This is a genomic window from Alistipes intestinihominis, assembly GCF_040095975.1.
GTDB classification, from domain to species: Bacteria; Bacteroidota; Bacteroidia; order Bacteroidales; family Rikenellaceae; genus Alistipes; species Alistipes senegalensis.
Map to the genome: position 1 here is coordinate 332,746 of NZ_JBBMFL010000001.1, position 13,974 is coordinate 346,719.

The 13,974-nt window shown below is 57.1% G+C and carries 11 protein-coding genes; 6 read left to right on the top strand and 5 right to left on the bottom strand.

Going from position 1 to position 13,974, the window contains the following annotated elements:
- Window positions 1-35: 35 nt before the first annotated feature.
- From WMO46_RS01320 to WMO46_RS01335, 4 genes are all read left to right on the top strand, one after another.
- Window positions 36-1,907, top strand: coding sequence for a beta-N-acetylhexosaminidase (locus WMO46_RS01320; RefSeq protein ID WP_014775068.1), 1,872 nt, complete (start codon window positions 36-38; stop codon window positions 1,905-1,907).
- Window positions 1,908-2,908: 1,001 nt separating this feature from the next.
- Window positions 2,909-3,808: a cation diffusion facilitator family transporter gene (locus tag WMO46_RS01325; RefSeq protein WP_019152230.1), complete on the top strand. Its 900-nt coding sequence runs from the start codon at window positions 2,909-2,911 to the stop codon at window positions 3,806-3,808.
- A gap of 239 nt (window positions 3,809-4,047) precedes the next feature.
- Window positions 4,048-4,632, top strand: coding sequence for an RNA polymerase sigma factor (locus WMO46_RS01330; protein ID WP_026076822.1), 585 nt, complete (start codon window positions 4,048-4,050; stop codon window positions 4,630-4,632).
- A gap of 309 nt (window positions 4,633-4,941) precedes the next feature.
- On the top strand, window positions 4,942-5,340 hold the full coding sequence (locus WMO46_RS01335) for a DUF488 domain-containing protein (protein ID WP_278817556.1): 399 nt from the start codon (window positions 4,942-4,944) through the stop codon (window positions 5,338-5,340).
- A 27-nt stretch (window positions 5,341-5,367) separates the two neighbouring features.
- On the opposite strand, the gene WMO46_RS01340 is transcribed toward WMO46_RS01335, so the two are convergent.
- The 5 genes from WMO46_RS01340 to WMO46_RS01360 all read right to left on the bottom strand — a co-directional run bounded on the left by WMO46_RS01340 (window position 5,368) and on the right by WMO46_RS01360 (window position 11,105).
- Complete coding sequence (locus WMO46_RS01340; protein ID WP_276760933.1) at window positions 5,368-5,955, bottom strand: HdeD family acid-resistance protein; 588 nt, start codon at window positions 5,953-5,955, stop codon at window positions 5,368-5,370.
- A 95-nt stretch (window positions 5,956-6,050) separates the two neighbouring features.
- On the bottom strand, window positions 6,051-6,638 hold the full coding sequence (locus WMO46_RS01345) for a DNA-3-methyladenine glycosylase I (protein ID WP_349093622.1): 588 nt from the start codon (window positions 6,636-6,638) through the stop codon (window positions 6,051-6,053).
- 68 nt (window positions 6,639-6,706) lie between these two features.
- Window positions 6,707-7,642: a DUF4886 domain-containing protein gene (locus WMO46_RS01350; protein WP_349093623.1), complete on the bottom strand. Its 936-nt coding sequence runs from the start codon at window positions 7,640-7,642 to the stop codon at window positions 6,707-6,709.
- 15 nt (window positions 7,643-7,657) lie between these two features.
- Window positions 7,658-10,225 carry a beta-mannosidase gene (locus tag WMO46_RS01355; protein WP_349093624.1) on the bottom strand — a complete coding sequence of 856 codons (2,568 nt, stop codon included), beginning with the start codon at window positions 10,223-10,225 and terminating at the stop codon, window positions 7,658-7,660.
- A gap of 16 nt (window positions 10,226-10,241) precedes the next feature.
- Window positions 10,242-11,105, bottom strand: coding sequence for an AraC family transcriptional regulator (locus WMO46_RS01360; protein WP_349093625.1), 864 nt, complete (start codon window positions 11,103-11,105; stop codon window positions 10,242-10,244).
- 156 nt (window positions 11,106-11,261) lie between these two features.
- On the opposite strand from WMO46_RS01360, the gene WMO46_RS01365 reads away from it, so the two are divergent.
- Complete coding sequence (locus WMO46_RS01365) at window positions 11,262-12,842, top strand: sodium:solute symporter (protein ID WP_349093626.1); 1,581 nt, start codon at window positions 11,262-11,264, stop codon at window positions 12,840-12,842.
- A gap of 1 nt (window position 12,843) precedes the next feature.
- Complete coding sequence (locus tag WMO46_RS01370; RefSeq protein WP_349093627.1) at window positions 12,844-13,872, top strand: glycoside hydrolase family 130 protein; 1,029 nt, start codon at window positions 12,844-12,846, stop codon at window positions 13,870-13,872.
- Window positions 13,873-13,974: the final 102 nt, after the last annotated feature.

Sequence of the window (13,974 nt, forward strand, 5' to 3'; positions counted from 1 at the left end):
GGCCGGGCCGTATTTTATGTAAAAATCAATTGGACATGAATGAACGATTGTTGCCGGGACGTATCCGTTCGGGCTGGGGAGTCTCTATTCTTTTTCTTTGTTTAATGGCCCTTTCCGGGTGCTGTTCACACGAAGCGATTCGGGTGAATCTCATTCCGCGCCCGGCGGAAATGGAGGTGCTGTCCGGGTATTTTCAGCCGGGAAACACGACGGTGGACGACTTCACGACCGTAGTTGTGGACAATTCCCGGATGGATGCGCTGGGACGGGAGGGATACGAACTTACGGTCGATCGCTCGTCGGTGAGACTCACGGCCGCCACCCAGACCGGCATTTTCTATGGGAAACGGACGCTGGAACAGTTGATGACCGACAAGGGTATTCCTTGCGTAAGGGTCAGCGACCGGCCCCGGTTTGCCTACCGGGGCATGCACATGGATGTATCGCGGCATTTCTTTCCGAAAAGTCAGGTGCTGAAGATGCTGGACGAAATGGCCCGCTACAAACTCAACGTATTCCATTTCCATCTGACCGATAACGGTGGTTGGCGCATCCGGATCGACAAATATCCGCGGCTCACCGCCGAAGGGGCATTCCGCACGCAGCGGGATTGGTATGCATGGTGGGACCGGAACGACCGTCGCTATCTTCCCGAGGGAACTCCGGGCGCTTACGGCGGATATTTCACCAAAGAGGACATCCGTGAGATCGTGACCTACGCCGCCGAGCGGCACATTACGGTCATTCCCGAGATCGAATTCCCGGCGCATTCCGACGCCGTGTTCATCGGCTATCCGGAGTTGTGCTGTACGGGCAAACCTTATACGACGGGAGAATTTTGTGTCGGCAACGAACAGGTATATACTTTTATGGAGGATGTGCTTACCGAAGTTATGGAGCTTTTCCCTTCGAAATACATCCATATCGGAGGCGACGAGGCCCGGAAAGTCGCCTGGGCGACCTGTCCGAAATGCCAGGCCCTGATCGAGCGGGAGAGACTTGACGGGATACAGGGACTCCAACCCTATATGATCGCCCGTATCCAGGATTTTCTCGCTTCGAAAGGGCGGGTTATGGTCGGCTGGGATGAAATACTGCACAACGAACTGCATTCCGAAACCTTGGTTATGTCGTATCGTGGACAGAAAGGGGCTATCGAAGCCGCTAATCGGGGCAATTATGCCGTAATGACACCCGGTGAAGTGCTCTATTTCGACTGGTATCAGGCCGATCCTTCCACTCAGCCGCGTGCCATGTACGGATATTCTCCCATTAAAAAGATGTACGCTTTCGAGCCGGTGCCGGCTGATCCGGAATCGGCGGCCCGCAACGAGTCGATCATCCGGGCCGAATTCGTGGACCCTGCGGCCGTGGAGCCGATCCGGGCGGATCGCGCCGACCGCATCGTCGGTGTGCAGGGATGTACGTGGGCTGAATATATCGAAGATGAAGAGCAACAGGAATACATGATCTTTCCGCGTCTGCTGGCTGTGGCAGAATTGGCATGGACACCGCAGGAGAAGCGCGAATGGTGCGATTTCAAAGTCCGGATGAACTCCCATATCCCACTGTTGCAGCAACGGGGGCTAAATACTTTTACGCTGAGCGACGAAGTTGAGATCACGACTCGCATTCGTTCCGGAAATAGAGCGGTTGAGGTGACTCTCGACTGTGAGAAATATCCCGCAGAGATTCGCTACACGTTAGACGGAACCCCGCCGACGCCCGACGCTTCGCTTTACGAAGCTCCTTTTACCGTGACCGATTCGACGGTGGTCCGGGCCGCCGTATGTCGGGATGGAGTGATTCGAAGTCCTGAACGGAAACAATTGGTTACTCTCGCCGCGGAGATCGACAACTATTATCCGTTCGATGTGCCGGAAATCTGGAAAGAATATTTCGATTAATCGTTCCATCGACTATTGTGCGTTATCGCCTTTTCTTTCTGGGCGGCAGACTGTGCGCAGCCTTGAAACGGAGTCGGACGTGGCTGACTTTGGGTTGATTCGGGAAAAGGTCCGGGTGGAGGGAATAACAGACAGCCCTTTTATTTTCGGCCTTCGGATTTTTCCCGTATGCCCTGACGCGGACGAATATGCCGTTGGGTCGCTCCTGTTCCGAAAGATCGTCTTCATTTCGCAAACAGAAACGACATCGTAATTGACGTTCCGGAGGGGGCAATGCCCGATAAACACACCGGTCGATAACCGATTCGTCATAGATCGCCCCGGAGATTTGCTAGTTTTCAAAATCAAAGATCCCCGGGGCTTATCGTACGATTCAGAAGCGATCGATATTTATGTGAACGGTTCAACATCGCATATAATCGGCTTATCTATCAGGTTCAATCTATTTAGAGACGGGAGAACCAAATATTTAAAGTCATACGCTCTATATTAGTGTACAAGCGTTTGTCAATGTGTTTATGTTCCTCAATATTCCGGAACGATAACCCATATCCTCCGAGATAGTTTTGTTGTTCACGATCATTTGATGGAATATAACCATTGGAGGACTGTCTATTTATCATGGTGAAGTCATTCTAAATAAATTATCCAATTTGAAAAATCGGGACATTTTATTAAATTTGTATTCAATAACAGGAGTTGTTTGACAAGATGGAACGCAGATGCGAACAAATGCATACGACTGTTTCCTAACCATTACCTGCTATATGCAAATAGAGTCATAACTTTTTAAGTTACAACTCTATCTAAAAATGAATGGATAATACCTCAAGTACTATCCATCCGTCCCGTTCTTCACGATGCCCGAAACTATCTCACCTGAAATCAAAAACACGCCGGGCTACACTTCATAAATATACTCCTCCGAGAGCAAAAACAACGCATTTTGAGGGAGTGATGCTATGGACTTTTTTCGTATTTTTAACCGCTAACTTTTATCCATGTCAGACGCCGCAGAAATCCGGAAACGACGCATTTACCGCGTGACCCTCGTCGGTTTCGCGGTCAATCTCGTGCTGTCGCTCGCTAAACTCGCCGCCGGCGTCTTCGGGCGAAGCGGCGCGATGGTCGCCGATGCCGTGCATTCGTTCTCCGACCTGGCGACCGATGTCGTCGTGATCGTCTTCGCGCGGATCTCGGCCAAGCCCCGGGACGACGGGCACGACTACGGTCACGGCAAGTACGAAACCTTGGCCACGATCCTCATCAGCATGGCGCTGGGGGTCGTGGGCGTCGGAATCCTCGTCAACAGCATCGGGGCCGTCCGGTCGGTGCTCGACGGCGGAGTGCTGCCCCGGCCCGGGCTGGTCGCCCTCGTGGCGGCAGTCCTTTCGATCGCGGCCAAGGAGATTCTCTACCGCTATACCGTGCGCGAAGGGCGCGCCATCGACAGCCCCAGCGTCGTGGCCAACGCCTGGCACCACCGCAGCGACGCCCTTTCGTCGCTCGGAACGCTCGTCGGCATCGGATGCGCCTATTTTCTGGGCGACAAGTGGCGCATCGCCGACCCGATCGCCGCGCTGATCGTGGCGGTGTTCATCTTCAAGGTGGCTTTCGACCTGATCCGCACGGGGGTGGGCGAGCTGCTCGAAAAGTCGCTCCCCGAAGAGACGGAGCGGGAGATCCTGCGCATCGTGACGCTCGATCCCGCCGTCCGGGAGCCGCACAACCTCCGCACGCGGCGTATCGGCGCCGCTATCGCCATCGAGATTCATATCCGCGTCGATGGGGCGATGACCGTCGCGCGCTCCCATGCCCTGACGGTCGGAATCGAACGCCGCCTGCGGGAGCGTTTCGGCGAGGGAACGATGATCGCCGTTCATGTGGAGCCGCTGAAATGAGCGGCGGTTTGTGGCACGGAATTTGCATGTCTCGGGCTGAAAATTGTGCCGGCAATTTCCGGCAGAGTAGAAAAATTTGGATTTTTCGGAAAATGTGCTTACCTTGCCAGCGTAAAGCCTCCGGAAACTCCGATGTTTCACAAGGCCCGAACAATGATTATCGACGACAACTGTAACTCTAAAAGGATTGCCTATCGGGAAAGAAATCTACTCTTAGTAACTAATTAGGAGACGAGAGTATGAACGTGCAAGTATTAAGTGACCAGGTATTGCTTAATCACTACCTTTCAGGTGACCGGAGTGCCATATCCCAACTTATCGAACGCCACAGCCGCAGGGTGAAGGACTATATCCACATGATGGTCAAGGACCGTGATGTGGCGGACGATATTTTCCAGGAGACATTCATCAAAGCCGTCCGCGTGATTGACGAAGGCCGTTATACCGATAACGGCAAGTTCCTTTCGTGGATACTGCGCATCGCCCACAACCAGGTGATCGACCACTTCCGCGCACAGCGTCAGAACAAGTCGGTCAGCGAGTCCGAGGCCGGCTACGACGTGCTGGGCACGCTGAAACTGGCCGAACGCACCGTCGAGGACGCTATGGTCTGCGAACAGATCGAACGCGACGTGCGCGCATTGGTCGAACTGCTGCCCGCCGAACAGCGCGAAGTGGTGATGATGCGCTATTTCTCGGGTCTGAGTTTCAAGGATATAGCCGAGCAGACCAACGTGAGTATCAACACCGCGCTGGGGCGCATGCGCTATGCGCTCATCAACCTGCGGAGAATGATCAAAGAAAAAAATCTGATTCTGAGCTGACATTGCACAATAATCCCCCGGCTGGCCGCGTTATATGAACAAAGCAAGTTAATGACAGGGCCTATGGAGGATATTGACAAAAATGAGGTTTCAGACAACGGCATCTCTGAGGACGAGGATTTGATGATGCGGGAGGTGATTCAAGGCGATGCGGATTTGTGTTATTTGCATCATTACCTCTCGGAGGTCTTCCGAAACGGGGATAATTTTTAAGGGTTAATTTTTGATGGGGAAGGGCGCCGGGAGGCGCCCTTCATTTTGGAGTTCTCAGGTCCGTTTTTTGCATCTCTCCCTTCGAAACGAACAACCATGACACGGATACGGATCAAACGGGTTTACGAAGCGCCGGCGCCGGACGACGGCTGCCGGGTGCTGGTGGACAAACTTTGGCCGCGGGGCGTTCGCAAGGCGGCCCTGCAATACGATGTGTGGGCCCGGGAGATTGCGCCCTCGGCCGAGCTGCGCACGTGGTATCACGCTGATCCTGCGGCGCGGTGGCCGGAGTTCCGCCGCCGTTATACGGAGGAGCTGCGCAACTCGCAGGCCGTGCGGGATTTCGTCCGCGAAATCGCGGATGCCGGGACCGTGACGCTGCTCTACGCCTCGAAGAACGCCGCCGAGAACCATGCGCTCGTTTTGCAGGAGTATTTGCAGCGTGCCGCGGAAGAGGCGGCCGATAAACGGACAAGCGGGGCGTCACCGAAGTGACGCCCCGCTTGTCATAAGAAGCGAACTCTAACAGTCGCCGCTGAGGCAGCGGTGGGCGTTGCGGAGCTGGAGGGCCAGCGAGCAGGCCGCGATACCCGCGAAAAGCAGGGTGATGCCGACCCAGACGATGACGGCTGCGGTGCCGAACACCAGCGGCTGAAACAGAATCCACAGCGAGCACAGCAGGAGCAGGACGCCTGTGAAGACGGTCCATCCGGCGCCGGGAATCTCCAGGGCGCTCATGTCCCCGCCCAGTCCGATGGAGCTGAATCCGCGCAGCATCAGCCAGAAGCCCAGGAAGATGGGCAGCGTGGCGGCCGAGAGCGCGACGTTGAAGATCAGGATGATGCCGAGGATGATCTCGATGATGCCTCCGGCCATCATCCAGCCGCGGCCGGTGATGAAATGGCGGTTGGCCGACGAGAGCACCACTTCGAGGATGCCCGAGACCAGCATCAGCCAGCCGAAGATGAGCGACATGCCCAGATAGCTCTGGGCCGGGTAGACGAAGGTCAGCACGCCGACTGCGAACAGCGCGATGCCGACGATCAGCAGCAGCCACCAGTAGCGGACGGCTTGCTTCGAGTTTTCGATCAGTGTGGTGAAATTCTTCATGGTATATGGATTTGCCGATTTCCGAGCAAATTGCGTACCAAACCGGACGGTTCGCCGCGGCTTTCGCCGGCCGGACTGCGGTTGAAATCCGGCGGTTAGCGCTCTGCGGCGCTCTTTTTCCGGCAGATGCAGCTGGTCAGATGATCGTTGACGAACCCTGTGGCTTGCAGATGGGCGTAGCAGATCGTGGACCCGAAGAATTTGAATCCCCGTTTTTTCATGTCCCTGCTCATGGCGTCGGACTCGGGCGACGACACCGGAATTTCGCTCAGCGACCGGAACGAGTTGACGATCGGCTTCCGGTCGGGAAAGAACGACAGCGTGTAGTCGTAGAAACTCCCGAACTCCTTTTGCAGAAGGAGAAACAGCCGTGCGTTCGTGATCGCGGCCTTGATTTTCAGCCGGTTTCTTACGATGCCGTCCGTGTGCATCAGCCGTTCGACATCTTCGTCGGTCATTCGGGCCACCCGTTCGGCCTCGAAATCGCAGAAAGCCTTGCGATACCCTTCGCGCTTACGGAGGATCGTTATCCAGCTCAATCCGGCCTGGGCGCTCTCCAGCACCAGAAATTCGAACAGCGTCCTGTCGTCGGTGACGGGTTCGCCCCACTCTTCGTCGTGGTATTTCACATACAGTTCGTCGGTTCCGCACCAACCGCAGCGGCCGTTTGTCAGATCCTGCATAATCGGAATGATTTCAATGCGGCGTAAAGATAACGGATTCTCGGCGTTGCGCCAAATATCGGCGGCCCTTACTGTGCCGCAGCACGGATTTCGTCGGCCGGGGTGCCGTTCCAGACGCTGAACCTCCGGATGCAGGCTCTCCGCGCGGCTTCCCGGCAGAGTTCGGCTTCACGTTCCGTCAGGGCGTGGGGCGTACCCTCCAAGCGGCATCCGTTTTCCGCGACGCTCGTCCCGAAAGCCGGGGCTACGAGCGACTGGAACCAGGTGCAGGCTGCCGTGTAGCGTCCCGCTTTCAGGCTCAGGTGGTAGCCGTCGCGCGTCAGGTCCAGCGAGTCGCACAGTTCGGTGGCGCGCAGGTCCTGGATCGCCGTTCCCGAGGGGATGACCACCTCGACGGAGGTGTCTGCGAGGAGCTGCCCGACCGAGGCCGTGATCGCATCGTACATCAGCCGCTGGCTTTTCTCGTAGCGTCCGAAATCCCTGTGTTCCGAATTGCGGGCATAGGCCCAGGTCTGCTGCCAGGCGATGCAGGCCCCTGCGTTGGGGCAGTGCCACCGCACGATCTCCGCCAGCCGGTCGAACCAGGGCCGGTAGGTCTGGTACATGCCCGACTTGCCCGACGCCTGTTGAAGCACCACGATGTCCCACCGCTCGTCGGTGAGTCCGTCCAGCAGGGTGGCTTTCTTCGAGATGGTTTCCCAGCGGTTGTCCGTCGATTTGGAATAGGTGTACGAAGTGTTGCCGGCGGCGTACTCTCTGCAATGGCGTTCGAGCGAACAGCCTCCGATGTAGAGGCGCCCCAATACGACGTTCCGGATTCCGGCGGCCTCCAGCAGTTCGGGCAGGTACATCATGCCGTCGTCGGTGAAGCTGTTGCCGATGCCGAGGATGCGCAGCGTGTCGGGCCGTTGCGGGATCGGGTAGTTGGGACGTTTTTGGGCGTACAGGCTGACGCAGACCAGAGACAGTCCTACGGTCAGCAAAAGGCGCAGTGTGTGTTTCATAATCGTATGGTCGGTTTATCGGGTTTGTTGCAGATGGGTGATTCGCAGTAGCCGGTCGAATTCGTCCCGGGAGAGTTTCGTCGAAACCCCGACCGTGCGGCCGACGCCCGGCAAAAGGTCGAAATAGTTGTCTTCGAAGTGTTCGTTGCCGTCGAGCGACAGCCATGCAGCGCGAACGAACCGGTCACTCGTAAGCGTGACCGCATAACCTTCCGCCGTCGGTTCGGCGCTCCACCGGATGTCGGCTTCGGGCAGCGCAAGCTCCTTTTGGGGTGCGAAATAACCGATGTTGGAGTAGTGTCGTCCGCCGGTCGTGAATTTTGTCACGACGATGGCTTCGCCGGGGGAGCAGCCGTGCAGCAGCCCGGGAATGTCGGCCGAATAGACCTTTCGGACGGTATTGGGGGCGAGGGTTACGCTGCGGGGGTTTTTCGAGAGGACGGTGCCGTCCATCTTCAGGACCGTCGTTTCGAGTTTTCCCCGGACGGTTTTGCGGCGGTCTGAAACGAGGAAGACCTCCAACCGTCCGTTTGCGGTGCAGGGCGATACGAGCAGGTCGTCGAAGGCCGGACGGGCGAAGTAATGCTGCGCTTTCCAGCGGCCGTACCAGTCGCGGCTGGCCCACGAAGCCACGGGCCAGCAATCGTTGTGCTGCCAGAAGAGCGACCCCCAGCAGTAGGGTTTGTCGCGCCGGTGCGCTTCGATGGCGGTTTTGATGGCGTCGCCCTGCAGGACATGGCTCATGTAGAGGAACGTGCGGAAATCGCGTGCGGGCCAGTATTCGTCTTCGAGATACTGGCGGATGCGCATGTTGGCGAAACTGCCTCCGCGCTGGTGGGCCATCATCACCTCCGATTCGATGTCCCAGTCGCGCTCCTCGGGAGCGAAACGCAGGACGGAAGCATATTCGGGGAATGACTGGAAGCCGTATTCGCTGAAGAAGCGGCTGCGCGTGGTGTTGTAGTCGGCAATCGGTGCGCGGCTGTGCCACACTTTCCAGAAATGCGTATCGCCTTCGCTGTTTTCGCTCGTGCCTTCGTAGCAGGACCACGGTGACGAAGGATGATAGGGCGTTCCGGGCGAGAACGCGGCGACGGCTTCGGGCAGCACTTCGTAGTATTGGCGTTTGAACTGCGTATCGATGATCTTATCGTATTCCGGATGCCCCTGTTTGGTGTACCGGGTGTTCCATCCCCAGCCGAACCAGGCGTCGTTACATTCGTTGTTGCCGCACCATACGGCAATCGAGGGGTGGTTGCGCAGACGGCGGATGTTGTCTTCGGCTTCGAGCCGGACGTTTTCGAGCCATGCTCCTTCGGCGGGATAGATGCTGCATGCGAACATGAAATCCTGCCATACGAGGATGCCCCGCTCATCGCATAGTTCGTAGAAAACATCGTCTTCATAGACGCCTCCGCCCCAGACGCGCAGCATGTTCATATTCACGGCTGCGGCGTCGTCGATCGTCTTTTCGTAGACGGTGCGCGTGACGCGGGGCAGGAAAACGTCGCAGGGGATGTAGTTGGCGCCTTTGGCGAAGAGCGGCTCTCCGTTGAGTTCGAAGCGGAAGGTCGTGCCGTCCGAGACCTTCTCGCGCACGAGACGCAGCGAACGCAGTCCGATGCGGGTCGTGCGGCTGTCGGAGGCGTCGCCCGCCGCGACCGAAGTCCGGAATTCGTAGAGATAGGGCTCGCCCAGTTCGCGGGTCCACCAGCGTTTCGGGGAGGCGATGTTGAGCGGAACGGTCACGCGGTTGACGCCCGGGCGGAGCGGGGTCGTGACCGAGGCTTCGATCCCTTCGCCGGGAGCCGTGACCGTTACGACGGCCCGGGGCTGTTCCCGGACGGCGTTGATCTCCACTTCGACCTGTACCCGGGCCCGTTCGGCCGTGACCTCCTCCTGACGGTAGAAAACGTCTCTGATGCGGATGCCGTTCCAGCCTTCAAGATAGACCGGACGCCAGATGCCCGAGGTCACCAGGCGCGGGCCCCAGTCCCAGCCGTAGTGGTAACCCGCTTTGCGGGCGAAAACGCTCAAATGTTTGTCGAAGAGCCCGCCGTTGGCCGACTGGTCGTTGATGGCTTCGTAACGGTAGGGCAGCGAGTCGTATTTGGGCAGGTCGATCTTGATCGGCGAGTGGAAATAGACTTTCAGCACGTTTTCGCCGGGACGGAGCAGCCGTTTGACCTCCGTGCGCCAGCGGCGGAACATGTTGTCGGCCGCGAGCACCTTTTCGTCGTTGAGGTAAACGTCGGCATAGGTGTCGAGTCCTTCGAAGACCAGTTCGATCCGTTCCCGGGCGAGCAGGTCGGCGCCGGCTTCGAAATGCGTTTCGTAGATCCAGTCTTCCTTGTCGATCCACTGTACGCCGCGTTCGTTGAGGCGGAAATAGGGGTCTTCGATGATCCGGTTGGCCATCAGGTCGGTGTGCACCGTGCCGGGGACCGTGGCCGGATACCAGTTGTTGAGCCGTGCCTGGCGGAACTGCCAGTCGTCGTGCAGCCGTTGACGGACGGGGCTTGCGGCAGCGGCGAGGGCCATGCAGAGGGACATAGCGGTAAGAATTTGTTTGAGGTTTTTCATGATTTGCGGAAACAGGTCAGTATTTGATAAGCATCTGGGAGATGTATTCGCGGTATTCGATCGGGGTCATGTTTTTCTTTTTGGTGAAGATGCGGATGAAATTCGACTTGTTGTTGAAACCGCAGGCGTAGCAGATCTCCGAGGCGCTGAGCGTCGTGTTGGCAAGCAGCTGGCAGGCTTTGGAGATGCGCATGTTGTTGACGAAGGTGATGTAGGAGATGTTCGTGCGCTTCTTGAAGAAGTGCGAAAAGGCCGATTCCGACATGTTGACCAATTCGGCTACGTCGGCGAGCCGGATGTTCTGGCAGAGGTTTTTTTCGATGTAGTCGCAGACTTTGGCGATGCGGCGCGATTTGGAGGTATGGGCGATGTTCTTCGAGTCGCAGAGATTGCTCATGAGCACCTTGCGGTTGGCCGTGGCCAGGGCGTTGAGAATGTCCAGAAAAGCGGTCGCCGACTGAAATCCCTGCATGCGGGTCAGTTCAAGAATCCGGTCCCGGACGCTCAACTGTTCGGGGCCCGTGAACGAGAGTCCCTGCCGGGAATCGAGCAGCAGTTGCCGGATGGGGAGAAACAGGCGTTTATTGACGATCGGGAAGTCGATCAGGTCGCCCGAGAACTGGATGGTGATGACATGGTTGGTTTTCAACGGAGATTTCCATACGTGGGGCACATAGGGGCCGGTCATCACCAGGTCCAGGGGGCCGAAATCCTCGGTGGAATCGCCTACGATGCGCGATCCCCGGGTGTTCATCACCAGATTGATCTCGTATTCCGGATGGCAGTGGATCGGATAGTCGAAATGCGCGTTGGGGTGGTTGAGGATGATGAAAAGGTCCTCGTTCGTGATCGGGGTGATCTCCTGCTGTATCTCTTTCATGTCCGGTAGGGTTTCGGGTCCGATACAAAAATAGGAATAATTCAGAAAGCTCCATGAATAATTCAAAAAAGTATACTTGTTTAGCCGACTTATACAATCCGGTAAATTTTAGGGTACATATCTTTGCATTAGTAAAAAAATCCTAAAACGACTTGCATGAATTCGATTGCGATTAATTTTCTCGACTGCGTGATTATCGTCCTTTACCTTATATTTATAATTTGGTGGGGATTGCGCAACGGCAAGAGTTCCGATGCCGGGTCCTATTTTCTGGCCGGCCGTACGATGCCGTGGTGGATCGTGGGGCTGTCGCTTTTCGCCGCGAGCATCTCCAGTACGACGCTCATCGGCCAGTCGGGCGATGCCTACCATACCGGAGTGGCCGTGTTCAATTACAACCTCACGGGGGTCGTGGTGATGGTGTTTTTCGCCACGTTCCTGCTCCCGCTCTATATCCGTTCGGGGATATTCACCATTCCCGAGTTTCTCGAACGACGCTTCGACAAGCGGTCGCGCTACTACTTTTCCGGGATCTGCATCGTGGGCAACATCTTTCTCGATGCGGCCGGGGCGCTGTATGCCGCCGCGCTGATTATCAAACTGTTGTTTCCGGATGCGGACTTGCAGCTTATCATCATCATCTTCGCCGTGCTGGCGGCTTCCTACACTATTCCGGGCGGTCTTTCGTCGGCGATCAATGCCGAGTTGATTCAGGCGGTGATTCTGATTGTCGGGTCGGTGATCCTTACGGGAGCCTGCTTCGCCAACGGCGGTTTCGACTACCTCGCATCGCTGTTCGAAAGCGGCGATATGAGTGTCAAACTGATTCGTCCGCTGACCGATACGGCCACGCCCTGGCTGGGACTGATCGTCGGCATGCCGGTGCTGGGTATCTATTTTTGGGCCAATAATCAGACGCTCGTGCAGCGCGTGCTGAGCGCGCGGAGCGTTGACGAGGGCCGCAAGGGGGTGATGTTCGCTGGAGCGCTGACGCTGGCCACTCTGTTCATCATCGTGTTTCCGGGTGTCATCGCCCGGCACCTCTTTCCGGGCATCGAGAAGCCTGACATGATCTACCCGACGATGGTGCTGCGCCTGCTGCCCACGGGGTTGCTTGGTATTATGCTTTCGGCTCTGCTCGCCGCGCTGACATCGACGCTGAGCGCCATTCTGAACTCCACATCGACGCTTTTTACGATGGATTTTTACGCCAAGATCGACAAGCGGGCTGACGAGCGTAGGTTGGTGCGCGTCGGCAAGCTGGCTTCGCTAATCATCATCGTGATCGCCGCTCTTTGGGCTCCGCAGATCGGCCGTTTCGGATCGCTGCTCAAATATTACCAGGAGATGCTCTCTTATATTGCACCTCCCGTCGTGGCGGCTTTCCTGATGGGCGTTTTCTCGCGCCGCGCCAACGGACGGGGTGCCTTTGCCGGGCTGATCGCCGGATTGGTCGTCGCGGCGGCGATGCTTTTCTGGCGTACGGAGATCTTCGGCGGGATGCACTTCCTGCTGATCGTGCCGTTCCTGCTGGCGTTCAGTCTGTTGGTGATTTGGTCCGTAAGCCTCACGGCCCCGCTGCCCCCCCCCGATAAACTGACCGATACGACCTTCTCGGCGGCGGATTTCCGGGCTGAAACCCTGTCGCTCGCGGAGGTTTCCTGGTGGCGTAACTACCGCGTATGGGGTGTTGTGCTGCTGGTCCTGTGTGTGTTCATTCTTATAATTTTCCGCTGATATGAAACTGAAAAAATACGAAAAGAATCCGATCGTCGCTCCCAATCCCGCAAATGCCTGGGAGAATCTCGTGACCTGCAATCCGGGGGTCATTTACGACGACGGCAAGTTTTACATGCTCTACCGCGCTGCCGGCGACGATGAGGAACATGTCATCCGTTTGGGGCTGGCTGTCAGCGAGAACGGATTCGATTTCCGCCGTGTCGGCGATTCGCCGGTCTTCGGACCCAGCGCGGACGGCCCCGACGGAGGATGCGTCGAAGACCCGCGCATCGTGAAGTTCGATAATGAATTTTACATTACCTATGCTTATCGCGCCTATGCTCCCGGGCAATACTGGACTTTCGCGCACGATGTGGTGCGTCTGCCTGAATGCGGGGCTTATGCGCCGGCCGCCATGGCGCATAATCTGGGAAATACAGGGCTTGCCGTGACGACCGATTTTCGGAATTTTCGCCGGCTGGGGCGGCTTACGTCGCCTGTGCTCGACGATCGGGATGTGATCCTTTTCCCGGAGAAAGTGGGCGGCCGGTTCGTCATGATGCACCGTCCCAAACAGTTCGTGGGCGAGCGCTACGGGGTGAAATATCCTTCGATTTGGCTGAAGTTCTCTGACGACCTGCTGGCCTGGGAGGACAAGCCCAGCGAGCTGCTCATCGCCGGCCGCGAGGGGACCTGGGAGGAGAAGATCGGCGGCAGCACGCCGCCGATTCTGACCGAGGCGGGATGGTTGACGCTCTACCACGGGGTCGCCGACGGCGGTACGGCCGAATACCGCGTCGGGGCGCTGCTGCTCGACCGGGAGAATCCGCTGCGGGTGTTGGCCCGGACGCCGGAACCGATCCTCGAACCCGAGTTTTTCTATGAAACCGAAGGTTTTTACAGCCATTGCGTCTTCCCGACCGGCAATGTGGTCGTCGGCGGCGTGCTGTACGTCTATTACGGCGGAGCGGATAAATATGTGGGTGTTGCGACTTGTCGGTTGGAGGAATTATTAAATTATTTGACGGAGAAATGTCGCTGCGAATAGCTTCCCGGAACTTTGTTTTCATAAAAGTATAATCAATCAGCGATTTTCTAAAACAGTTCTTCCGCTGCGGAATGTTACTTTGCAGTGTCCGGTGCAGTTTCC

Bases quoted from the DNA above. Each gene is read 5' to 3' on its own strand.
- WMO46_RS01320 (WP_014775068.1), top strand. From the start codon at position 36: ATGAATGAACGATTGTTGCCGGGACGTATCCGTTCGGGCTGGGGAGTC.
- WMO46_RS01325 (WP_019152230.1), top strand. From the start codon at position 2,909: ATGTCAGACGCCGCAGAAATCCGGAAACGACGCATTTACCGCGTGACC.
- WMO46_RS01330 (WP_026076822.1), top strand. From the start codon at position 4,048: ATGAACGTGCAAGTATTAAGTGACCAGGTATTGCTTAATCACTACCTT.
- WMO46_RS01335 (WP_278817556.1), top strand. From the start codon at position 4,942: ATGACACGGATACGGATCAAACGGGTTTACGAAGCGCCGGCGCCGGAC.
- WMO46_RS01340 (WP_276760933.1), bottom strand. From the start codon at position 5,955: ATGAAGAATTTCACCACACTGATCGAAAACTCGAAGCAAGCCGTCCGC.
- WMO46_RS01345 (WP_349093622.1), bottom strand. From the start codon at position 6,638: ATGCAGGATCTGACAAACGGCCGCTGCGGTTGGTGCGGAACCGACGAA.
- WMO46_RS01350 (WP_349093623.1), bottom strand. From the start codon at position 7,642: ATGAAACACACACTGCGCCTTTTGCTGACCGTAGGACTGTCTCTGGTC.
- WMO46_RS01355 (WP_349093624.1), bottom strand. From the start codon at position 10,225: ATGAAAAACCTCAAACAAATTCTTACCGCTATGTCCCTCTGCATGGCC.
- WMO46_RS01360 (WP_349093625.1), bottom strand. From the start codon at position 11,105: ATGAAAGAGATACAGCAGGAGATCACCCCGATCACGAACGAGGACCTT.
- WMO46_RS01365 (WP_349093626.1), top strand. From the start codon at position 11,262: ATGAATTCGATTGCGATTAATTTTCTCGACTGCGTGATTATCGTCCTT.
- WMO46_RS01370 (WP_349093627.1), top strand. From the start codon at position 12,844: ATGAAACTGAAAAAATACGAAAAGAATCCGATCGTCGCTCCCAATCCC.